Consider the following 20,431-nt stretch of genomic DNA (forward strand, 5'->3'; position numbering starts at 1 on the left):
TGGCTTGCCGGCGATGAGGCCGGGACAGGTGTAATCAACTCTGCGAATCGACCACCACCGGCTCGCCTATCGCATAAAAATGCCCACCCGCCACGTAGTGCAAACTGCGCCACTGCGGGTCGGCATTCTCGTAGGCCCAGTGGCCATCGCGGAACACCCGGTCATCGGCCCAGGCCGCCACCACCTCGCCAATGAACAGGTCGTAAGTGTTCTGGTTGTGCGGCTCGTCGATCACCCGGCACATCAACCAGGCCGAACAGCCCTCCACCAACGGCGCCGCATGCCCCTCGACCCGCGCCAGCTGCACACCAATGCTGGCGAGCTTGTCGGGCTGGTCGAACAGGCTGCGGGTACCCACCTGGTGGGTCAGCTGCGCCTGCGCCGCGGTTGGCACCTGGATCACGAACCAGCCACTGCCCTCCACCAACTGCCGGGTGCGGGCGGTTTTGTCGAGTACTACGGTCACCTTGGGTGGGTCGAAATCCAGCGCACAGGCCCAGGCGGCCGCCATCACATTGTCCAACCCTTCGTGGCTGGCCGACACCAGCACCGTCGGGCCGTGGTTCAGCAGGCGATAGGCCTTTTTCAGGTCGACGGCTTGGAAATGGCTGTTCATGGCAATCCTCGGCAAGGCGGGTAGCGGGCGGCAAATTGTGCCGCAGGCGCCGTCCTCCCGCCAGCTTGGGGTGTCACTCCTGCATCTTCAGAAAACTCCTACGCGCTGCTCGGATGCGTCCTACTTGTTACCCCCTGCCCACTGAAAACATGATCGCCACTGGATGACGCAAGGTCGCGATCCAGAGGAGGTTCCGCATGCACCTGTACGCCCGCCCCACTGCCGAATTGCGCAGCACCCTGCGCGAACTGCTGGCCCATGACATGAACAACCCGGACGAAGACCCCCACCTGTCGGGGGTGATGTTCTTCTGCGCCACCGATGAACGCTCCCGCCAACTGATCGAGCGTATCGAGTTGCTGGCCAGCGAGTTGTTCTTCGACCCGAACGGGCGGGCCGTTACCGAGCATATGAAAGCGGCGGCGGTGGAAGGCGTGCGCATCAAGCGCAACCGCAAGGCGCCGGCGGACGAGACGGTGATACGTATCGCGCTGGCGGACAAGGGTTACATCACGGTGAGTACGGCACGCTTCTGATTACCGGCCGCTTGCCTGGGGCTGCTCTGCAGCCCATCGCCGGCAAGCCAGCTCCCACCTCGACTGCACCGACCTCAAGCATTGTGCAGTACCTGTGGGAGCTGGCTTGCCGGCGATGGGCCGCAAAGCGGCCCCATGCCCTTCCCCGACCAATCCGCTATCCTGAGCACTTCCCCGCTCCGGACCGCTCCATGGAACTGCACATTCGCCTGGAAGGCCGCAAAGGCCTGGCCGACCAGCTTTACCAGCAACTGCGCGCCGGCATCGATAGCGGCCACCTGGCCGCGGGCACCCAACTGCCGCCAAGCCGTCTGCTGGCAGAGCAGCTGGGCGTGTCGCGCAAGACCGTGGCCGAGGCCTATTCCCGGCTGACCTACGACAACCTGCTGAGCGGCGTGGTCGGCCGGGGCACCTTCATCACCCCGCGCCAGCCGCTGCGCAGCAGCGAATCGACGGCCATTCCCCTGGCCGCTGCCGCGTCCCTCGAGCGCTGGCAGCAGCGCGCCACCGTGCTGAGCCAACGCCAGCTGGACGCTCCCTCGCGTTACGACTTCATCGGCGGGGCCTCGAGCAAGGCGCAGTTCCCGTTCGACCAGTGGCGCAGTTGCCTGAACTATGCCCTGCGCCGCAGCCAGCGCCACCCCGAGCGGCAGTTCCCGGCCCAGGGCCTGCCAGAGCTGCGCGAGGCCATTGCCCATCATGTCGCCTACGCCCGCGGCGTGCACTGCAGCGCCGCCGACCTGCTGGTGTGCAACGGCGCCCAGCAGGCACTGGACCTGATCGCCCGGGTATTGGTCGAGCCGGGTTGCCAGGTGGCCATGGAAGACCCGGGCTACCCGCCAGCGCGGCAACTGTTCCTGGCCCTGGGCGCGCGCCTGCAATCGGTACCGGTGGACGATGAAGGCCTGTGCGTGGAACAGATCGCCGACGGCACCCGGCTGATCTACGTGACGCCCTCGCACCAGTTCCCGCTGGGCATGCCGATGAGCGAGGCACGCCGGCACGCCCTGCTGGCACGGGCCGCCGAGCTGGGTGCGTTGATCATCGAAGACGACTACGACTGCGAGTTCCGCTACCACGGCCCAGCTGCGGAGGCGTTGCAGCGCCTCGACCGCCATGGCCTGGTGGCCTATGTGGGGACCTTTTCCAAGACCTTGCTGCCCGAGTTGCGCCTGGGCTACGCCGTACTGCCGCCCGCCGTGTTGAAGGCCGCCTGCGTGGCCAAGCACCTCAGCGACTGGCACAGCCCGACCCTGTTGCAGTGGGCACTGGCGCGGTTTCTCGGCGAAGGCCACCTGAACAAGCACATCCGCCGTTGCCACGAGGTCTACAGCGCCCGACGCGAACGCATCCTCGCGCGGCTGGGCGGCGACCTGGCACCGTGGTTCAGCGCCATCCCCGCCAGCGCCGGGTTCCACCTCAGCGCCCTGGCCAAACCTGGGGTCGATGTCGAGCTGCTGGCCAACCTCGCACGCAAGGTGGAGGTCGGCCTGTACTCGCTGGCGCCGTTCTTCAGCGAAGCGCCAGTGCGCCCGGGGCTGTTGCTGGGCTTCGGCGCCATCGAGCTGCTGGACATCGACCCGGCGCTGGACCGGGTGCGCGACACCCTGCAGCGCCTCAGTTGACCGGTGCGGCCTTGCCCGCCACTACCGGGCGGGCAATGGCCGCGGCATAACCGCGCGGGTTGAAGCAGGCGGTAACCAGCAGCATTGCCACCACGGTCACGGTCAGCAGCGTCCACGAGGCCTGGAAATCACCGCTCATGTCGCGCAACCAGCCGGTGACGTACGGCACGATGCCGGTGATGATGAAGCCGATGCCCTGCACGAACGCCGCCAGGCTGCCAGCCTCGGCAGGCGTTTTCAGGTGCTCCAGGGTCAGCGTCAGGCTCTGGCTGAAGCAGGCGCCCAGGCCGAAACCGATCATCGCCACCCACAGCCCCGAGGCCAGCGTGGGTGCCAGCAGCAGGCCGAGGAAACCCACCAGCTGGATCGCCAAGGCCAGCCACAGGCCCGGGCGCCGGTCTGCCCAGCGCCGCAGCAACAGCGGCAGGCCCAGTGCGCCGGCCACCTGGAAGATGGTCATCAGGCCCACCAGGTCGGCACCGCCCTGGGCGCTGCCGCCATGCTCGATGTGATAGGCCGGCAACCAGGCCACCATGCTGGTGTAGCCGCCGTTGATCAAGCCGAAGTACAGCGCCAGCAACCAGGCCCGGCGCGTGCCGAACCAGTGACCGCCGGTGGCACCGGCCAGCTTCGGCGCCTGCTGGCGTGGCCGCAGCACGGCCCAGGCCAGCACCGCCAGCACAGCCGGGATCGCCCACACGCCCAGGCCGACCTGCCAATGGCCGAAGTAGCCACTGATGTGCGGCCCGAGCACGGCGGCCAGGCCGCCGCCGCTCATCAGCGCTGCCGAATACAGGCCCATCGCCCCCGCCAGGCGGCCGGGGAACCAGCGGTTGACCAGCCCCGGCATCATGCCCTGCACTACCGCCACCCCCAGGCCGGCAACCACCGCACTGGCAATCAGCGCCCAGGCGCTGTCCAGTTGCAGGCGCCACAGGCAGGCCAGGGCGATGGCAGACAGGCCAGCGAGCATGCCGCCATGTTCGCTGATCCAGCGCCGCAACCAGGGTTGCAGCAAGGGCACCAGGCCCATGCACAGCACCGGCAACGCCGTCAGCAAGGCCGCCTGCTGGTAACCCAGGCCAGTGCTGGCGCGCATGGGTTCGAGCAACGGGCCGATGCTGGTCAGGATCGGCCGCAGGTTCAGTGCCAGCAGTATGACCAGCAACAGGTTCAATGCCGCTCTCATTGTGCGTTGGCCTGTTTCCATTCAAGGTACAGACCGGCTTCGCCGCTGGGCTTCAGTGCGCGCAGCGGCAGGCTCTGCTGCTGGGGCGGGCGAGCCATCTGCGCGTATACCGCCGCGGTGGACAAGCCATAGGGTTCGCCCTCGGCGTTGTCGTAGGCAAACCAGGCCCGCTCGATGCCGCACAGGTGCATGGCCGCCAGGCACATCGGGCACGGGTGGCCGCTGGCGTAGATTTCGGCGCCATCCAGGCGCGCCTGGCCCAGGGCGTGGCTGGCCTTGCGGATGGCCTGCATCTCGGCGTGGGCGGTCGGGTCCTGGGTGCTGTGGATCTCGTTGACCGCACGTGCCAGCACCTGCCCCTGGTACACCAGCACGGCGCCGAAGGGCCGGCCACCGGCCTTGATGTTGGCGCGGGCCAGGGCGAGCGCTTCGCGCATGTAGCGTTCTTCGGACATGAATCGGTTCTCCTGTTGCAAGACCTGGTCATTATCCGGGCTTGGGCGGCCTGGCAGAAATGAAGAGATTGGATGCCTGTCAGTGGCCTCCCGAATGGCCGATTGGCCTCCCGCTGATGCGCGCGATTGGCTATCGGGGAGGCCAACGTGCGGCGCTACAGTAGCGCCATCCCCACCCCACACCCTTTGGAGACAGCCATGCACAACCGTATCGAATGGGCCAAGCACGCCCCCGAGGCCTACAAAGCCATGGTCGGCCTGGAGCAGGCCCTGGCCAAGAGCGGCCTGGAAAATTCCCTGCTGGAACTGGTGCGCCTGCGGGCCTCGCAGATCAACGGCTGCGCCTACTGCGTCAACCTGCACGCCAACGATGCGCGCAAGGCCGGTGAGACCGAGGCACGCCTGCAGACCTTGTGCGTCTGGCAGGAAACCGCCTACTTCACCCCGCGCGAGCGTGCTGCGCTGGCCTGGGTGGAGAGCCTGACCCGGCTGCCCGAGCACGGCGCGCCGCAGGGCGAATATGAAGCCTTGCAGGAACACTTCGAGCCGGCCGAGGTGGCCAACCTGACCCTGGCAATTGCCACCATCAATGCCTGGAACCGCTTCGGGGTCGGGTTTGCCATGGTGCCGGCCTGATCATTGATCGGTAGCCTGTACCGGCCTCTTCGCGGGTGAACCCGCTCCCACAGGTACAGCACATTTTTCAGATTCTGTGAGTCCCCTGTGGGAGCGGGTTTACCCGCGAAGAGGCCGGCACAGGCAACATCTCAACGCCCGGCCAACCGCGCCCGGTAGCTGCCGGGGCTCTGCCCGGTCCATTTCTTGAACGCCCGGTGAAACGCACTGGGCTCCTGGAACCCGGTCTGCTCGGCAATCTCGGCAATGCTCAGCTCCCCTTCGCGCAACCGCTCGAAGGCCATTGCCCGGCGCACCTCATCCTTGATCTGCTGGTACGAACGCCCTTCCCGCTCCAGCTGCCGACGGAAAGTACTGGCACTGACCCCCTGCTGCTGCGCCAGCGCCGCCAGCGTCGGCCACTGCCCATAGCGCCGTGCCCGCAGGTGCCGGTACACCTCGGCCACCAGCCCGTTCTGGTTGCGAAAGCGAATCACCAGCCCCTGCGGCGCACTGCGCAGGAAGGTTTTCAGGGCCGCCATATCCTGCACCACCGGCAGGCGCAGGTAGGCGCTGTCGAACTCCACCTCGGTGCGCCCGCTGCCCAGGCGCAGGTCCGGCCCCCACAGCAGCAGGTCGTCCTCCTGGGCCGGGCGCGACACCGCCAGCTCGGTGCGGTCGATGGCGATCCGCCGCCCGGCCAGCCAGCACAGCATGCCGATCATCAGCACCAGGTAGGTTTCCTCGGCATACACCCGGGTCAGCGGGTCGGCGATGCTCGACTGCACGCTGATCAGCGCCCGCCCGCCACGCAGCGTCAGGCTGCCGCGCAAATCGCGCAGGAACAGGCCAAAACCGCCCATGCACTGGCGCAAGGCCTTTTCCAGGTTCGGCTCCAGGATCAGGCCCCGGCAGATCAGGGCGAAACTGCCCGGCGGCATGCCGTGGCTGTCGAGGCGGAAGAACTCGTCGTCCAGGCGCTGGATCAGCGCCAGCCACAACTGGGCGAAGGCCTTGGCCGGTACACGGGCCTGGGGCTGCTCGAGCAGTTGCGGGTCGATGCCCACCGCACGCAGCTGCGCATCGCGTTCGGCGGGGCAGTCGCGCAGGGCGTGGAGCATGGCATTGAGGAAGTACACGGCGACCGAATCGCTATCGCGCATGGCGGTTTTCGCTGTCTATGCTGAGTGGCAAAAAGTGCCAGGTTGTTTGAACAGTTCCGGCATAGGCTGCAACAGAGCCTTTGCCTAGACTCGGTCCCACTCCGGGATCGCCGGCCATTCTCGCAGAGCCTGGCCCGGTCCCGCCATGCCTTCGCAATCGGAGCCCCTATGAGCAGCGCAGAAATCTACGTCGTCAGTGCCGTCCGTTCAGCCATTGGTGGCTTTGGCGGTTCCCTCAAGGACCTGCCGCTGGCCGACCTGGCCAGCGCCATCACCCGCGCCGCCATCGAGCGCTCGGGCGTGGCCGCCGAGCAAGTCGGCCACCTGGTGATGGGCACGGTGATCCCCACCGAACCGCGTGACGCCTACCTGGCCCGCGTAGCGGCAATGAACGCCGGCATCCCCAAGGAAACCCCGGCATTCAACGTCAACCGCCTGTGTGGCTCGGGCCTGCAGGCCATCGTCTCGGCAGCCCAATGCCTGCTGCTCGGCGACACCGATGTGGCCGTGGCGGCCGGTGCCGAATCCATGAGCCGTGGCCCGTACCTGCTGCCGCAGGCACGCTGGGGCGCTCGCATGGGTGACCTGCAAGGCATCGACTACACCGTCGGCGTGCTGCAGGACCCGTTTGAACACTTCCATATGGGCATCACTGCCGAGAACGTTGCGGCCAAGCACGGCATTACCCGCGAAATGCAGGACGAACTGGCCCTGACCAGCCAGCGCCGCGCCGCCCGCGCCATTGCCGAAGGCCGCTTCGCCAGCCAGATCGTCCCGCTGGAACTGAAAGCCCGCAAGGGCAGCGTGCAGTTCAGCACCGACGAGCATGTGCGTGGCGAGGTGACCGCCGAGCAACTGGCGGGGATGAAGACTGTGTTCAAGAAAGACGGCACCGTTACCGCCGGCAACGCCAGTGGCATCAACGACGGCGCTGGCGGCCTGGTGCTGGCCAGTGGTGATGCGGTGCGCCGCCTGGGCCTGAAGCCGCTGGCACGCCTGGTGGGCTACGCCCATGCCGGTGTCGAGCCTGAACTGATGGGCCTGGGCCCGATCCCGGCCACCCGCAAGGTGCTGGAAAAGACCGGCCTGAAGGTGCAGGACCTGGATGTGATCGAGTCCAACGAAGCCTTCGCCGCCCAGGCCTGCGCCGTGGCTCGCGAACTGGGCTTCGACCCGGAAAAGGTCAACCCCAACGGCTCGGGCATTTCCCTGGGTCACCCGGTGGGCGCCACCGGCGCGATCATCGCCACCAAGGCCATCCATGAGCTGCAGCGCATCCAGGGCCGCTACGCCCTGGCCACCATGTGCATCGGCGGTGGCCAAGGCATCGCCGTGGTCTTCGAGCGCGTCTGAGGGAGCCTGACACATGAGCATTGAACAGATTGCCGTGATCGGCGCCGGCACCATGGGCAACGGCATTGCCCAGGTGTGTGCGGTGGCCGGCTACCAGGTACTGCTGGTGGATGTTTCCGACGCTGCGCTGGAGCGCGGCGTGGCCACCTTGAGCAAGAACCTCGAGCGCCAGGTCGGCAAAGGCACCCTCGACGCCGACAAGGCGGCAGCCGCCCGCACGCGCATTCGCACCAGCACCGACTACACCCAGCTGCGCGGCGCGCAGCTGGTGATCGAGGCCGCCACCGAGAACCTGCAGCTCAAGCAGCGCATCCTGCAGCAGGTGGCGGCCAACGTCGCCGCCGACTGCCTGATCGCCACCAACACCTCGTCGCTGTCGGTCACCCAGCTGGCGGCCAGCATCGAGCACCCCGAGCGCTTCATTGGCGTGCACTTCTTCAACCCGGTGCCGATGATGGCGCTGGTCGAGATCATTCGCGGCCTGCAGACCAGCGACAGCACCTACGCCCAGGCGCTGGTGGTGACCGAAAAGGTCGGCAAGACCCCGATCACCGCCGGCAACCGCCCGGGCTTCGTGGTCAACCGCATCCTGGTGCCGATGATCAACGAAGCGATCTTCGTGCGCCAGGAGGGCCTGGCCAGTGCCGAGGACATCGACACCGGCATGCGCCTGGGCTGCAACCAGCCGATCGGCCCGCTGGCCCTGGCCGACCTGATCGGCCTGGACACCCTGCTAGCGATCATGGAGGCCTTCCATGAAGGCTTCAACGACAGCAAGTACCGCCCTGCCCCGTTGCTCAAGGAAATGGTCGCGGCCGGTTGGCTGGGGCGCAAGAGCGGCCGCGGTTTCTTCACCTACTGAGGAGCGAACGCCATGCCCCCGGTCAATGCCGCGATGCGCTGTGCCAACTTTGAAGAGCGACGTGACCGGGCCATGGCGCTGTTTGCCGAAAAGGGCTTTGGCCAGGTCAGCATGCGCGAGCTGGCGGCCCATGTGGGGCTTACCGCAGGCTCGCTGTACCACCACTTTCCCAGCAAGCAGGACTTGTTGTACGACCTGATCGAGGAGTTGTACGAGGAGTTGCAGGCCACCCTGGACCAGGGGCGCCGAGCCATGGCGCGCGGGGCGTCGGCGTTGAGCTGCCTGATTGCCGCGCACTGGCAGCTGCATGCCGAGCGGCCCATGCAGTTTCGCCTGGCAGAGCGCGACTTCTGTTGCCTGAGCGAGGACCAGCAGGCGCGCCTGGCCTTGCTGCGCAAGCGCTATGAGGCGGGGTTGCTGAGGTTGATCGCACCACAGGCGAAGTTGCAGGGGCAAGCCCTGGTGGCCACGGCGCATGTGGTGGCGACGCTGCTGAACCAGTTGCCGGGGTTGTTGAAGGCCTTGCCCGAAGAACAGGGGCTGGGGTTGATGGAAAGCATGCTGGTGGGTGGGCTGGAGCGGACACTTCGCTAGCCTGTTCCGGCCCTTTCGCGGGTAAACCCGCTCCCACAGGAACTGTGCAAACCTTGAGACTTGCACAGCTCCTGTGGGAGCGGGTTTACCCGCGAAAGGGCCAGTGCAGGCTAGCGCAGGAGTGACTGGATCTGCTCGTGCAAGGTATCCAGGTCGAACGGCTTGGCCAGGATCGGTGCCTTGCGGGTGATCGGGCTGCCGGATTCGAGAATCTCCGCCGGGTAGCCGCTGATGAAGATCACCTTCAGGTCCGGCCGCAATTTCACCGCCGGCTCGGCAATGTCCACCCCGGAAATCCCGCCCGGCAAGCGGAAGTCCGTCACCATCAGGTCGAGGTGCGGCTTGCTCGCCAGGATCGCGAACGCCTGCTCGCCATCCTCGGCCACCAGCACGTGGTAGCCCTCGCCTGCCAGGTAATCACGCAGGATCATGCGAATCGCCGGTTCGTCCTCGACCACCAGTACTACATCTTGTGCATCTTCACTCATGTCAACGCCTTGAAATACTTACAGCTGGCCATCAGACCCCAGGCTCAGGCAGAGGTTGCCCGTGCCTGGTCGTTTTGTTGTTCGTAAGTTGCCAGTGGCAACTGCAAGGTAAAGGTGGCGCCTTTGCCCTCTTCACTCTCCACCAGTATGCGCCCACCGTGTGCCTGGACGATCTGCTCCGATATGTACAGCCCCAGGCCCAACCCACCGCTGGCCTGCTGGGTGGCGACCCGCTCGAACTGCTGGAAGATGCGCTGCTGGTTGGCCACGCAGATGCCGATGCCATGGTCCTGCACCTGCACGCAGGCCAGGCCGTCCTGCTCGAACACCCGCACCTGCACCGGTTTGCGCTCACCGTAACGCAAGGCATTGGACAACAGGTTGGCCAGCACCTGCTCGATGCGAAACTCGTCCCACTCACCCTGCAGCGGCTCGCAGCGTTGCAATTCGAAATGGGTATCCAGTGCGCTGGCCTGGGCAGCAAAGTTCTCCACCAGGCCGCGCACCAGCTGGCCCAGGTCGAACGCCTTGGGCCGCAGCGACAGTTTGCCGGTGCGGATGCGCGATACATCGAGCATGTCTTCGACCAGGCGGATCAGGCTGTTGATCTGCCGCTCGTCGCGCTCGACCATGGCCTGCAGCTTGTCGCCGCTGAAGGCGGCAAGGTTGCCGCGTGCCAGGTGCAGCTTGCGCAGCTGGGTTTCCAGGATCAGGCCATTGAGCGGGGTGCGCACCTCGTGGGACACGATCGACATGAAGTCATCGCGCATGCGCACGGCATGCTCCAGTTCACCCCGCGCCGTCTGCAGCTGGGCCAGCAGCAGCTCCTGCTCCTGGCGGCTGCGTTCCAGGGCCTGCAACTGGCGGTCGAGCACTTTGCGCTGGCGGTACAGGTCGACGAACACCGACACCTTGCTCTTCACCGCCAGGGTGTCGAGCGGCTTGTACAGAAAGTCCACCGCACCGCTTTCATAGCCTTTGAACGCGTAGTTCATCTCGCGCCCGGCGGCAGTGACGAACACGATGGGGATGTTGCGGGTCTTTTCCGTGCCGCGCATCAGCTCGGCCAGCTCGAAACCGTTCATGCCCGGCATCTGCACGTCGAGGATGGCCAGGGCGAACTCGTGCTCGAGCAACAGCGACAACGCTGCCTCGGCCGACTGTGCCTGGTGCACCTCGCGGTCTTGGCCCTGGATCAGGGCGTCGAGGGCCAGCAGGTTTTCTGGCAGGTCGTCGACGATCAGCAGTTTGGCGATGGTGTGGCTTAGCATGCGCTGGGTTCCAGGGCGGCGAGCAATCGCTCGATGCCACTCAGAGAAAGAATATGGTCGGGCTGGTGCAGGGCCAATGCGGCCTCCGGCATCAGCGCCACCTGTGCGTCGCAAGGGTCCTGGACCACGGTCCGGCCCCCGTTGCGCTTGATATAGGCAAGGCCTTCTGCGCCATCCTCGTTGGCCCCGGTGAGCAACATACCCAGCAGGCCGGCACCATAAGCATCGGCCGCCGACATGAACAGGTAGTCGATCGCCGGCCGGGAAAAATGCACCGGCGGCTCCTGGCTCAGCGACAGGGTCAGGTCACGCTCCACCGACAGGTGATAACCCGGCCCGGCAACGTAGATCTGCCCGGCGCGCAGCGGTTGTTTGTCACAGGCCTCGCACACTGGCCGCCGCAGGCGACGTTGCAGCACCTCGGCCAGCTGGCTGTGGCGGTCATCTGGCAGGTGCAGCACGCATATCACCGGAATGGCGAAGCCGGCCGGCAACGCGCCCAGCACACTGAACAGCGCTGTAACGCCGCCGGCCGAGGCGCCGATCACCATCGCGCGTACGCCTTTCATGACTTGCGGTAGATCCGTTCGGGCTTGACCAGCGGCTCGAAGCGCTCGCTGTAGGCGGAAAAATCCACCGATTCCTTGCTGCCCAGCACCAGGAAGCCGCGGTGGCACAGGGACTCGTGGAACAGGCCCAGGGCGCGGTCCTGCAGTTCCTTGTTGAAGTAGATGAGCACGTTGCGGCACGACACCAGCTGGGTTTCGGAAAACACGCTGTCGGTGGCCAGGCTGTGGTCGGCAAAGGTCACGTTGTCGCGCAGGGTGCTGTCCATGATGGCGTTGCCGTAGGCTGCCGTGTAGTACTCGGCAAAGTCACGCCGGCCGCCGGCGATGCGATAGTTTTCGGCGTACTCGCGCATGCTCTGCATCGAGTAGATGCCCTGCTTGGCCTTGTCCAGCGAATGCGGGTTGATGTCGGTGGCGTAGATGATGGTGCGCTCCAGCAGGCCCTCCTCGCGCAGCAGGATGGCCATCGAATACACCTCCTCGCCCGTGCTGCAGCCGGCAATCCACACCTTGATCGACGGCCAGGTACGCAGCAGCGGCACCACTTCGTTGCGCAGCGCCAGGTAGTGCCCCGGGTCGCGGAACATCTCGCTGACCGGGATCGTCAGGTACTGCAGCAACTGCATGAACATGCCAGGGTCGTGCAGCACGCGCTCCTGCAGCGCCGACACCGTGAGGCAGTCGAACTGGCGCAGCGCATGCAGGATCCGGCGCTTGATCGACGCGCCGGAATAGTTGCGGAAATCGTAGCTGTACTTGAGGTAGATGGCCTCGATCAGCAAGCGGATTTCGATATCGGTGTTACGTTCGCTAGTCAAATTCGCTCCAGTTGCGGCAGCCACACACGGATCAGCGAGAACAAGCGGTCCAGGTCGATCGGTTTGGCCAGGTAATCGTTGGCGCCGGCCTGCAGGCAACGCTGCTGGTCATCCTTCATCGCCTTGGCGGTCACGGCAATGATCGGCAGCTTGCGCCAGCGCGATTGCTGGCGGATCAGCCGGGTAGCCTCGAAGCCGTCCATTTCCGGCATCATCACGTCCATCAGCACCAGGTCGATGTCGTCATGCTGCTCCAGGCGCTCGATGGCTTCGCGGCCGTTGCGGCCGATTTCGACGATCGCGCCCTTGTGTTCCAGCGCGCTGGTCAGGGCGAAGATGTTGCGCACGTCGTCGTCCACCAGCAGCACCTTGCGGCCTTCGAATACCTTGTCGCGGCTGCGCGCGGTCTTGAGCATGCGCTGGCGTTCGTTGGACAGCTGTGACTCGACCTTGTGCAGGAACAGCGTCACTTCGTCGAGCAGGCGCTCCGGCGAGCGGGCGCCCTTGATGATGATCGAGCGCGAATACTTGAGCAGGTCGGCTTCTTCTTCGCGGGTCAGGTTGCGCCCGGTATACACGATCACCGGCGGGAAGGCACGGATGTCCTCGGCGGTCATGCGCTTGAGCAGCTCGTTGCCGAGCATGTCGGGCAGCTTGAGGTCGATGATCATGCAGTCGTAGATGTTCTCGCGCAGCAACGCCAGGGCATCCTGGGCCATGGCCACGGCGGTGATCTCGACATCGTCGTCGCCGATCAGGCGGGCAATGCTTTCGCGCTGCAGGTCGTCGTCTTCCACCAGCAGGATGTGCTTGAGCTTCTGGGTCAGCTTGGCCTCCAGGCGGGCGAACACTTCCTTGAGTTGTTCGCGGCTGGTGGGCTTGACCGCGTAGCCGACGGCGCCCATGTGCATGGCAGCCTCGACCCGGTCCTCCACGGAAATGATATGCACCGGGATGTGCCGGGTGCTCGCCTGCTCCTTCAGGCGTTGCAGCACGGTCAGGCCGGAATGGTCGGGCAGGCGCATGTCCAGCAGGATGGCATCGGGGATGTACTGCGCGGCCAGTTCGAAGCCCTCGTCGGCGCCCTGCGCCACCAGGCAGCTGTAACCCAGTTCGTGGGCCAGGTCGAAGAGGATGCGGGCGAAGTTCGGTTCGTCCTCGATCACCAGGATGCAGCGGTTGCCGAACGGCGCGCGCTCGCGGTCGTCGGCGAATGCCGGTGCCTGGCGTTTCGGCGCCGCCACCGCCGGTGCCTGCGGCGCGGGTGGCAGGCTGTCGACCGCCGGGCGCAGGCTGAGCGGCTCGATATCCTGCGCCACGCGCTCATAGCGCTCCGGCAGGATCAGGCTGAACACGCTGCCCTGGCCGGGGCTGCTGTCGACGCTGATCTGCCCACCCAGCAGGTGCGCCAGGTCGCGGGAAATGGACAGGCCCAGGCCAGTGCCGCCATAACGGCGGTTGCTGGTGCCATCGACCTGGTGGAAGGCGCCGAAGATCGCCTGCTGCTGGTCGGCGGCGATGCCGATGCCGGTATCGCGCACGGCAAAGACGATGCCGGTGCCGGGCTGGTAACCGATGTTCAGGCTGACCTGGCCGCGCTCGGTGAACTTGATGGCGTTGGACAGCAGGTTCTTGAGAATCTGCTCCAGGCGCTGGCGGTCGGTGAACAGCGTGGCCGGCACCTGCGCCTCGGTGGTCACCTCGAAGGCCAGGCCCTTGTGCCCGGCCAGCGGCTCGAACATGCCACGCAGGCCTTCGACCAGGCGTTCCACCTGGGTGCTTTCGGGGCGCACTTCGAGCTTGCCGGCTTCTACCTTGGCGATGTCGAGAATGTCGTTGATCAGGTTGAGCAGGTCGTTGCCGGCCGAATAGATGGATTCGGCGAACTTGACCTGCTCGTCGCTGAGGTTGCCCTCGCCGTTCTCCGCCAGCAGCTTGGCCAGGATCAGCGAACTGTTCAGTGGCGTGCGCAGCTCGTGGGACATATTGGCGAGGAACTCGGACTTGTACTTGCTCGAACGCTGCAGTTCCTCGGCGCGCGCCTGCAGCTCATCCTGGGCCTGGAGCAGTTCGTCGTTCTTGCGGTCCAGCGCCTCGGTGCGCTCGGACAATTGCTCGTTGGTCTGCTCCAGTTCCGCCTGCTGGGTTTCCAGGTGGGCCTGGGACTCCTTGAGCACGCGGGACTGCTCTTCGAGCTCTTCGTTGGCGGTTTTCAGCTCTTCCTGCTGCACTTGCAGCTCTTCGTTCAGTTGCTGGGTCTCGGCCAGCACTTCCTGCAGGCGCTGCCGGTAGCGGGCGCTTTCGATGGAGATACCGAGGTTGCCACGGACCCGCTGCAGCATCTCTTCGTCACGCTCCTGCAGCGGCCGCAGGAAGCCCAGCTCCAGTACACCGTTGATCTGCCCGTCATCACTGCAGGGCATCAGCATGGCACTGCGCGGCAGGCCCCGACCCAGGCCGGAACTGAGGTGGAAATAGTCGTCGGGCAAGTCGTCCAGGCGCAGCAGCCGCGCTTCGCGCACGGCCTGGGCCAGCAGGCCTTCGTGATCGCCCAGCACCTGCTCGCGGGCCTGCTCCTCGGCATCCAGGCCATAGCTGGCCACACGCACCAGGCGGCCATGCTCGTCACGTACGTACAGTGCGCCGACCACGCTGCCCAGGTAGCTGGCGAAGAAACGCAGGATGTTGTCACCGAGCATGGGCAGGGTCAGCTGGCCGAGCACCTGTTCGGCCAGTTGCGTCTGCCCGTTGCGCAGCCAGGCCTGGTGCTCCAGGCGCTCGGCCGCGCGCTGCTGGGCCTTGAAGTTTTCGTCATAGGTACCCGACAGCGCCAATAGGTCGCGCCGCCCGAGGTAGGCCAGCAAGGCACTTAGGCCGACGATGAACAGCACGAAGGACGACATGACCGTGACGGTCACACTGTTGACCCGCTCGTTGCGCGCCATGCGCAACTGTTGTTCGCTGGCGATCAGGTTGTCGAACTCCTTGCGGATCTCGTCGGTCAGGCGCTTGCCGCGGCCGTTGCCGATCAAGGCGCGGTAATCACCCTGGCTGCGGCGCAAGTTGATCATCTCGCTGCCGAAGGTGTTCCACGCCTGCTGCAGGGCGATCAGCCGGTCGATGCGTTCGACCTGTTGCGGGTTGTCCACGACCATGCCGCGCAGGCTCTGCAGGCTACCGAAGATGCGCGGCTTGGCCACCTCGTAGGGATCGAGGAAACGCTCGTCGCCGGTGATCAGGAAGCCACGCATGCCGGTTTCCATGTCGATCGACAGTTTGACCGTTTCGTTGGCATTGCCGATCACCCGGTCGGTGTGCTCGACCCACTGCAAGGCCGAAAGCAGGTAGTTGATCACCGCGACGAAGGCAACGGCCCCCAGCAGGCCAACCCCCAGGGGTAGGCCGACGTTGCGGCTCAACAGCTTGCGGAAGCTCCGCTGGTCCATCGAGGCTGCTTGAATCATGTGAAAACGCCCGAGCAAGTAAAGTCCATTGAAAGTGTGGCAAAGCGATCGTTGTAGTTGTCTGCCACTGCTCTGTCCCGTAAAGCGAGTCTAACCAGCTTTGGCGGGTCTGGCAGGGCATTTAGCCAGTATTTGAAGGTGATGTGCGCCAATCGTTCCATCTGATTGCACGGACCGGTATCCTCCGGGAACTTCTGCTGCCATCCGGAGCACAGATTAAAGACATTCATTCTGCACAGGATCGCAACCATGCACCTTCTGGTAGTCGAAGACGACGACATCGTACGCATGCTGATGGTCGAAGTGCTCGACGAGTTGGGCTACACCGTCATCGAAGCGGAGCATGCCAACGCGGCGCTGCGCATTCTCGAGGACCCGAGCCAGGCACTGGCGCTGATGATGACCGATGTGGGGCTGCCGGACATGCGTGGCGAAGAGTTGGCGGTCAAGGCGCGCGAGCTGCGGCCGCTGTTGCCGGTGCTGTTCGCCAGTGGCTATGCCGAAAGCGTCGATGTACCGGAGGGCATGCACCTCATCGGCAAGCCGTTCAGCATCGACCAGTTGCGGGAGAAGGTGCAGGCCATTCTGGGTACACCGTGAGCAAGGTGTCGTCTGCTTCGCGGGTGAACCCGCTCCCACAGGGAACGCGCGACCCCCAAGCTGGCGCTGTACCTGTGGGAGCGGGTTCACCCGCGAAGGGGCCGGAGCAGGCAGTACACCTCACAGCTCCCTGCGCAACAGGTAGCTATCCATGATCCACCCCTTGCGCGCCCGCTCCCGCTCACGCACCTCCATTATCTGCGTCTTCACCGCCTGCAACGGCCCGGCAATCAGCACCTCATCCGCGGTCCCCAGGTACGCGCCCCAATAGATCATCAGCGCCGGGTCATCGAGCCGGGCAAACGCGCACTGCCCGTCGAGCATCACCAGCACATTGTCGATCTGCCCCTGCCCGGCCAGGCGCCGCCCCGGCAATACGGTCAATGGCTCACCGATGCGGTTGAGCGGCACCTGATGGCGCGCCGCCAACGCCTGCACGCTGCTGATACCCGGAATGACCTGCAGGCGCAGCGCCACACCACGCTCGCGGACCAGGCCAAGGATGCGCAGGGTGCTGTCGTACAGCGTCGGCTCGCCCCACAGCAGAAAGGCGCCGGTTTCCCCAATGCCTATCTCCCGCTCGATCAGTTGGGCATACAGCGCCGCACGCTGCCGGTGCCAGTCCTGCACCGCGCCCAGGTAGTCATCCGCCTGGCCATCGCGTGCAGGGTCGGCCACCTGCACCAGGCGGTAGCCGCCCTCGGGCCGGTAGCGTTGCAGGATGGCCTTGCGCAGGCGCACCAGTTCGTCCTTGTCGCCGCCCTTGTCGAGCACGAAGAACACGCTGGCCTGGCGCAGCGCATCGACCGCCTCGTAGGTGACCTGGCGCGGGTCACCCGGGCCGATGCCGATCAACAACAGGTCTTTCATTGCCCTGCCCTTTGCGGGAACCAGCAGCCATTGTCAGGTGGCTGCCGGTATTTGGCAAAGCGCCCCGTCAGAAGATGGAGAAGTTGTAGCTGACAATGACCCGTGTCTCGTCCATGTCACGCGCCCACTTTTCATAGTTGCTGCGGTAAGTGGAATTACGCAGGCGCACACTGACGTCCTTGAACGTGCCACTTTGCACCTGGTACTTGAACTCGGTGTCGCGCTCCCATTCTTTGCCTTCGGCCGTGCTGCCCGGCACCTTGATATTGTCACCGTTGATGTAACGGGTGAAGAAGGTCAGGCCGGGCACGCCCAGGGCCTTGAAGTCATAGTCATAACGCACCTGCCAGGAGCGTTCCTGGGCGGCGGCGAAGTCGTTGACCTGGGCATAGTTGACCAGGTACGGGTTGGTGCCATCCAGGTATGGCATGGCACTGTCGCCATACATGCGTTGCCAGCCGGCACTGAGCTTGTGACCACCCAGGCTGTAGCCGAGCATGCCGCTGAACGCGCGATGGTCGATTTCGCCGGCGCGGGCATTGCCGATGTCGTCACTCTTGATCAAGCGCAGGTCTGCCGACAGGTTGCCCACCGCCAATGGCTGGCTGGCCACCAGGCCGAGGAAGTGCTGGCGGTAGATGTTCTCCAGCTTGGCCACCTGGTACTGGGCGCTGAAGCGCTCGTTGAAACGGTAATCGACACCGGCCAGGTCAAAGTGGTCAGCCTCGATATCGCAGGCATAGCGCTTGTTCTTGCAATGCACGCGAATGTCCTGGCGGTCGGTGGAATCCCGTGCGGTGTACTTGTCCAGACGGGCCAGGGTGAACTTCAGGTCGCGCACTTCCTCGGAGGTGAGCATGGCGCCATGGAACATGGTCGGCAGCAGGCGGCCATCGTTGTACTTGAGCAGCGGCACATCCGGCATCATCGAACCGTACTTGAGCACGGTATTGGAAACCTTGACCTTGGCCGCCAGGCCCATCTTCGCGTACTGGTCCGCCGAGTGCCGTGGGTCATGGCCGGAAGACGGCAACAGGCCGCTGTTGCTGTCTGCCGGGCTGGAGTCAAGTTTGAAGCCGAACATGCCCAGCGCATCCACGCCAAAACCTACCGGCCCCTGCGTGTAACCCGACTGCACATTGAGGATGAAACCTTGTGCCCATTCTTCGCGTTTGGACGCACCCTGGCTGGAACTGCTGTGGCCGTCACGGAAATCCCGGTTGAAATAGACATTGCGTGCTTCGACCTTAGCACTGCTGTCTTCAAGAAAACCGGCGGCCTGGGCATTGACGCCGGCACACAACAGGAACAAGCCGGCAACACGACGCCCGGGGGCGATGGGAAAAGGGGCAAACATGGGAGAAAACATCCAGAATCAAGGCGAGTAAACAACCTGTGGCACGTGCTGGCCACGGTACTGCGAGGGGGCCGAACAATAGCCGGCCATCATCTGAAATTATCGCGCGAAGGCTCTGGCACGGGCCATTGGACCATGGTCTAAGCGCACCGCAAGGCAACCGCGGAAAAACCTGACAATACCGCGCGCAAAACTAGGAAAGTTCCCGGCTTACTTACAAAAAGTTTGCAGTTTACCCAGTACCCATGAATGACTACACTCGATATCAGCGAACAGCGGAACCCACCCGCGTGGCCGGCGTTTTTATTCTTCTTCAATGTTCGTCACGCCCTGCCACGACCAACGTACAGGAGTGATTACAGTGTCCAGACTTGCAGAGTTTCGTGCTGCCGAAAAAGCGCTCCAGGAACAGATGGCGCAACTGGAAGCGTTGAAAAAGGATGCCGGCCTCAAACGCGAAATCGAATTCGAGCAGAAACTAGTCGGCCTGATGAAAAGCTACGACAAGAGCCTGCGCGATATCATCGCCATCCTCGACCCGAAAGCAGTGGCCCGGGTTTCCAGTGCAGCGCCCAAGCAACAGCGCCGCGCGCGCGTGGTGAAGGTTTACACCAACCCGCACACCGGCGAGCGGATCGAGACCAAAGGCGGCAACCACCGTGGGCTCAAGGCCTGGAAAGAACAATACGGAGCCGCCACGGTAGAAAGCTGGGTACGCTGATGAAACGTCCACACGTACTTCACACTTTTTTCACAAGGGCTGGCTCAGTATCGAGACAGCTAAAGGACTAGCGACCCCATCACGCGCCCGCACATGCGGGCCTCTAATTCCAGCGCCCTGCCTCGTGCAGGGCGCTTTCATTTGCGCAATCGGCACACTGCCGTATCATGGCCGGCCTGTCTGTTTTGCCGGCGCCCTGCGCCCGGCCCCGTCTCAGGAGTTCCCATGAGCCTGCATGATCTGCAAACCCTGCCTGGCGTCACCGCCCAACCGGACGCCGCCACCGCCCAGTTCGTCTTCAACCACACCATGCTGCGGGTCAAGGACATCGAGAAGTCCCTGGACTTCTATACCCGCGTGCTGGGCTTCCGCCTGGTGGACAAGCGCGACTTCCCCGAAGCCGCCTTCAGCCTGTACTTCCTGGCCCTGGTAGACCCGGCGCAAATCCCGGCCGATGACAGCGAACGCCACCAGTGGATGAAGTCGATCCCGGGCGTGCTGGAGCTGACCCACAACCACGGCACCGAAAACGATGCCGAGTTTGCCTACCACAACGGCAACACCGACCCACGCGGCTTTGGCCACATCTGCATCTCGGTACCGGACGTACGCGCCGCCTGCGCACGCTTCGAGGCACTGGACGTACCGTTCCAGAAGCGCCTGCAAGACGGGCGCATGAACCACCTGGCCTTCGTCAAGGACCCGGACGGTTACTGGGTCGAAGTCATCCAGCCGACCGAGCTCAAAGGCTGAGCGCTAATCGCGGCTCGCTCGTCGGGCCGGGAACTCCCGGCCCCTTGCTGTGGTATATGAAGGTAACTGCTTCACATGCCACAGCGAGGTAAGGACGATGCAATCTCTTCACTGTGAATATCGCAAGCACACCATCACCGCCAGCGTGATGCCCCACCCCGATTCCCCCCTGCCCTACGCCGCCGGGTGCCTGATCACCGACCCCGACGGGCACACCAGCAGGCGCATGTCGATGCCGATGAAGTTCTTCTCCGACCTCGAGAACGCACAGCATGTGTCGCTGGCCCATGGCCGGGCGCTGGTCGACCAGCAGTTGGATGAGGGGCAAAAGGTATTTTGACCTTGTTTATGCTTGTGCCGGCTCTTTCGCGGGCTTGCCCGCTCCCACAGGTACTGCACAGATTTCAGATCCTGTGAGGTCCCTGTGGGAGCGGGCAAGCCCGCGAAAGGGCCGGCACAGGAGTATTCAGATATCCCGGGCGTACGCCACCGCCGCCTCCACCTGCGCCAAG

Annotated in this window: 21 protein-coding genes; 10 read left to right on the top strand and 11 right to left on the bottom strand. The window is 64.7% G+C overall.

Annotated elements, in window-relative coordinates:
• Positions 1-34: 34 nt before the first annotated feature.
• Positions 35-616 (bottom strand): flavin reductase family protein, encoded by a 582-nt coding sequence (locus tag RYH74_RS23215; RefSeq protein WP_317410239.1) that lies wholly within the window; start codon positions 614-616, stop codon positions 35-37.
• Positions 617-813: 197 nt separating this feature from the next.
• Here RYH74_RS23215 and RYH74_RS23220 point away from each other — a divergent pair, with 197 nt between their 5' ends.
• A complete protein-coding gene (locus RYH74_RS23220) occupies positions 814-1,152 on the top strand; it encodes a hypothetical protein (RefSeq protein WP_317410240.1) in 339 nt (112 codons plus the stop codon).
• 191 nt (positions 1,153-1,343) lie between these two features.
• Positions 1,344-2,777 (top strand): PLP-dependent aminotransferase family protein, encoded by a 1,434-nt coding sequence (locus RYH74_RS23225; RefSeq protein ID WP_286919432.1) that lies wholly within the window; start codon positions 1,344-1,346, stop codon positions 2,775-2,777.
• Here the strand turns inward: RYH74_RS23225 and RYH74_RS23230 are convergent.
• Together RYH74_RS23230 and RYH74_RS23235 are read right to left on the bottom strand one after the other, a co-directional pair.
• Positions 2,770-3,966, bottom strand: a complete 1,197-nt coding sequence (locus RYH74_RS23230) for a CynX/NimT family MFS transporter (RefSeq protein WP_191472509.1) — start codon at positions 3,964-3,966, stop codon at positions 2,770-2,772. The two genes, RYH74_RS23225 and RYH74_RS23230, sit on opposite strands and share 8 nt — an antisense overlap.
• Positions 3,963-4,421 carry a nucleoside deaminase gene (locus tag RYH74_RS23235; RefSeq protein ID WP_317410244.1) on the bottom strand — a complete coding sequence of 153 codons (459 nt, stop codon included), beginning with the start codon at positions 4,419-4,421 and terminating at the stop codon, positions 3,963-3,965. Before RYH74_RS23235 ends, RYH74_RS23230 begins: the two co-directional genes overlap by 4 nt.
• A gap of 198 nt (positions 4,422-4,619) precedes the next feature.
• On the opposite strand from RYH74_RS23235, the gene RYH74_RS23240 reads away from it, so the two are divergent.
• The gene (locus RYH74_RS23240; protein WP_025338700.1) at positions 4,620-5,057 is read left to right on the top strand and encodes a carboxymuconolactone decarboxylase family protein; all 438 of its coding nucleotides are present in this window, start codon (positions 4,620-4,622) and stop codon (positions 5,055-5,057) included.
• Positions 5,058-5,188: 131 nt separating this feature from the next.
• On the opposite strand, the gene RYH74_RS23245 is transcribed toward RYH74_RS23240, so the two are convergent.
• Positions 5,189-6,199 carry an AraC family transcriptional regulator gene (locus tag RYH74_RS23245; protein ID WP_286919436.1) on the bottom strand — a complete coding sequence of 337 codons (1,011 nt, stop codon included), beginning with the start codon at positions 6,197-6,199 and terminating at the stop codon, positions 5,189-5,191.
• A gap of 168 nt (positions 6,200-6,367) precedes the next feature.
• Between RYH74_RS23245 and RYH74_RS23250 the strand changes: the two genes are divergently transcribed.
• The 3 genes from RYH74_RS23250 to RYH74_RS23260 are packed head-to-tail and all read left to right on the top strand — an operon-like array spanning position 6,368 to position 9,008.
• Positions 6,368-7,552 carry an acetyl-CoA C-acyltransferase family protein gene (locus RYH74_RS23250; protein WP_286919437.1) on the top strand — a complete coding sequence of 395 codons (1,185 nt, stop codon included), beginning with the start codon at positions 6,368-6,370 and terminating at the stop codon, positions 7,550-7,552.
• Between the two features lie 13 nt (positions 7,553-7,565).
• Positions 7,566-8,414, top strand: a complete 849-nt coding sequence (locus tag RYH74_RS23255; protein ID WP_085615207.1) for a 3-hydroxybutyryl-CoA dehydrogenase — start codon at positions 7,566-7,568, stop codon at positions 8,412-8,414.
• Positions 8,415-8,426: 12 nt separating this feature from the next.
• Positions 8,427-9,008, top strand: coding sequence for a TetR/AcrR family transcriptional regulator (locus RYH74_RS23260; protein ID WP_075044895.1), 582 nt, complete (start codon positions 8,427-8,429; stop codon positions 9,006-9,008).
• Positions 9,009-9,118: 110 nt separating this feature from the next.
• On the opposite strand, the gene RYH74_RS23265 is transcribed toward RYH74_RS23260, so the two are convergent.
• The 5 genes from RYH74_RS23265 to RYH74_RS23285 are packed head-to-tail and all read right to left on the bottom strand — an operon-like array spanning position 9,119 to position 15,618.
• Positions 9,119-9,496 (bottom strand): response regulator, encoded by a 378-nt coding sequence (locus tag RYH74_RS23265; protein ID WP_003256176.1) that lies wholly within the window; start codon positions 9,494-9,496, stop codon positions 9,119-9,121.
• 44 nt (positions 9,497-9,540) lie between these two features.
• Positions 9,541-10,767: a hybrid sensor histidine kinase/response regulator gene (locus RYH74_RS23270; RefSeq protein ID WP_075044892.1), complete on the bottom strand. Its 1,227-nt coding sequence runs from the start codon at positions 10,765-10,767 to the stop codon at positions 9,541-9,543.
• Complete coding sequence (locus RYH74_RS23275) at positions 10,761-11,336, bottom strand: chemotaxis protein CheB (protein WP_286919438.1); 576 nt, start codon at positions 11,334-11,336, stop codon at positions 10,761-10,763. The genes RYH74_RS23270 and RYH74_RS23275 overlap by 7 nt, the downstream gene beginning before the upstream one ends.
• Positions 11,333-12,154 (bottom strand): CheR family methyltransferase, encoded by an 822-nt coding sequence (locus RYH74_RS23280; RefSeq protein ID WP_003259474.1) that lies wholly within the window; start codon positions 12,152-12,154, stop codon positions 11,333-11,335. The genes RYH74_RS23275 and RYH74_RS23280 overlap by 4 nt, the downstream gene beginning before the upstream one ends.
• Positions 12,151-15,618, bottom strand: coding sequence for a response regulator (locus RYH74_RS23285; protein ID WP_317410251.1), 3,468 nt, complete (start codon positions 15,616-15,618; stop codon positions 12,151-12,153). The genes RYH74_RS23280 and RYH74_RS23285 overlap by 4 nt, the downstream gene beginning before the upstream one ends.
• A 249-nt stretch (positions 15,619-15,867) precedes the next feature.
• On the opposite strand from RYH74_RS23285, the gene RYH74_RS23290 reads away from it, so the two are divergent.
• Positions 15,868-16,218: a response regulator gene (locus RYH74_RS23290; protein ID WP_317410253.1), complete on the top strand. Its 351-nt coding sequence runs from the start codon at positions 15,868-15,870 to the stop codon at positions 16,216-16,218.
• 120 nt (positions 16,219-16,338) lie between these two features.
• Here RYH74_RS23290 and cobF read toward each other — a convergent pair whose 3' ends face one another.
• Both cobF and RYH74_RS23300 read right to left on the bottom strand, forming a co-directional pair.
• The gene (cobF, locus tag RYH74_RS23295; protein ID WP_317410254.1) at positions 16,339-17,088 is read right to left on the bottom strand and encodes a precorrin-6A synthase (deacetylating); all 750 of its coding nucleotides are present in this window, start codon (positions 17,086-17,088) and stop codon (positions 16,339-16,341) included.
• 67 nt (positions 17,089-17,155) lie between these two features.
• Positions 17,156-18,445: an OprD family porin gene (locus tag RYH74_RS23300; protein WP_317410255.1), complete on the bottom strand. Its 1,290-nt coding sequence runs from the start codon at positions 18,443-18,445 to the stop codon at positions 17,156-17,158.
• A gap of 361 nt (positions 18,446-18,806) precedes the next feature.
• Here RYH74_RS23300 and RYH74_RS23305 point away from each other — a divergent pair, with 361 nt between their 5' ends.
• The 3 genes from RYH74_RS23305 to RYH74_RS23315 all read left to right on the top strand — a co-directional run bounded on the left by RYH74_RS23305 (position 18,807) and on the right by RYH74_RS23315 (position 20,259).
• Positions 18,807-19,166, top strand: a complete 360-nt coding sequence (locus tag RYH74_RS23305; RefSeq protein ID WP_015270810.1) for a histone-like nucleoid-structuring protein, MvaT/MvaU family — start codon at positions 18,807-18,809, stop codon at positions 19,164-19,166.
• 225 nt (positions 19,167-19,391) lie between these two features.
• Entirely contained in the window at positions 19,392-19,919 is a 528-nt protein-coding gene (gene gloA / locus RYH74_RS23310) for a lactoylglutathione lyase (protein WP_025338689.1), read from the top strand.
• Positions 19,920-20,016: 97 nt separating this feature from the next.
• Positions 20,017-20,259: a hypothetical protein gene (locus RYH74_RS23315; RefSeq protein WP_286919443.1), complete on the top strand. Its 243-nt coding sequence runs from the start codon at positions 20,017-20,019 to the stop codon at positions 20,257-20,259.
• Positions 20,260-20,431 lie beyond the last annotated feature (172 nt).

Source organism: Pseudomonas sp. LSJ-87 (genome assembly GCF_032971465.1).
GTDB lineage: Bacteria > Pseudomonadota > Gammaproteobacteria > Pseudomonadales > Pseudomonadaceae > Aquipseudomonas > Aquipseudomonas putida_Z.

Coding starts and splice junctions, on each gene's coding strand:
- RYH74_RS23215 (WP_317410239.1), bottom strand. CDS start 616: ATGAACAGCCATTTCCAAGCCGTCGACCTGAAAAAGGCCTATCGCCTG.
- RYH74_RS23220 (WP_317410240.1), top strand. CDS start 814: ATGCACCTGTACGCCCGCCCCACTGCCGAATTGCGCAGCACCCTGCGC.
- RYH74_RS23225 (WP_286919432.1), top strand. CDS start 1,344: ATGGAACTGCACATTCGCCTGGAAGGCCGCAAAGGCCTGGCCGACCAG.
- RYH74_RS23230 (WP_191472509.1), bottom strand. CDS start 3,966: ATGAGAGCGGCATTGAACCTGTTGCTGGTCATACTGCTGGCACTGAAC.
- RYH74_RS23235 (WP_317410244.1), bottom strand. CDS start 4,421: ATGTCCGAAGAACGCTACATGCGCGAAGCGCTCGCCCTGGCCCGCGCC.
- RYH74_RS23240 (WP_025338700.1), top strand. CDS start 4,620: ATGCACAACCGTATCGAATGGGCCAAGCACGCCCCCGAGGCCTACAAA.
- RYH74_RS23245 (WP_286919436.1), bottom strand. CDS start 6,199: ATGCGCGATAGCGATTCGGTCGCCGTGTACTTCCTCAATGCCATGCTC.
- RYH74_RS23250 (WP_286919437.1), top strand. CDS start 6,368: ATGAGCAGCGCAGAAATCTACGTCGTCAGTGCCGTCCGTTCAGCCATT.
- RYH74_RS23255 (WP_085615207.1), top strand. CDS start 7,566: ATGAGCATTGAACAGATTGCCGTGATCGGCGCCGGCACCATGGGCAAC.
- RYH74_RS23260 (WP_075044895.1), top strand. CDS start 8,427: ATGCCCCCGGTCAATGCCGCGATGCGCTGTGCCAACTTTGAAGAGCGA.
- RYH74_RS23265 (WP_003256176.1), bottom strand. CDS start 9,496: ATGAGTGAAGATGCACAAGATGTAGTACTGGTGGTCGAGGACGAACCG.
- RYH74_RS23270 (WP_075044892.1), bottom strand. CDS start 10,767: ATGCTAAGCCACACCATCGCCAAACTGCTGATCGTCGACGACCTGCCA.
- RYH74_RS23275 (WP_286919438.1), bottom strand. CDS start 11,336: ATGAAAGGCGTACGCGCGATGGTGATCGGCGCCTCGGCCGGCGGCGTT.
- RYH74_RS23285 (WP_317410251.1), bottom strand. CDS start 15,618: ATGATTCAAGCAGCCTCGATGGACCAGCGGAGCTTCCGCAAGCTGTTG.
- RYH74_RS23290 (WP_317410253.1), top strand. CDS start 15,868: ATGCACCTTCTGGTAGTCGAAGACGACGACATCGTACGCATGCTGATG.
- cobF (WP_317410254.1), bottom strand. CDS start 17,088: ATGAAAGACCTGTTGTTGATCGGCATCGGCCCGGGTGACCCGCGCCAG.
- RYH74_RS23300 (WP_317410255.1), bottom strand. CDS start 18,445: ATGTTTGCCCCTTTTCCCATCGCCCCCGGGCGTCGTGTTGCCGGCTTG.
- gloA (WP_025338689.1), top strand. CDS start 19,392: ATGAGCCTGCATGATCTGCAAACCCTGCCTGGCGTCACCGCCCAACCG.
- RYH74_RS23315 (WP_286919443.1), top strand. CDS start 20,017: ATGCAATCTCTTCACTGTGAATATCGCAAGCACACCATCACCGCCAGC.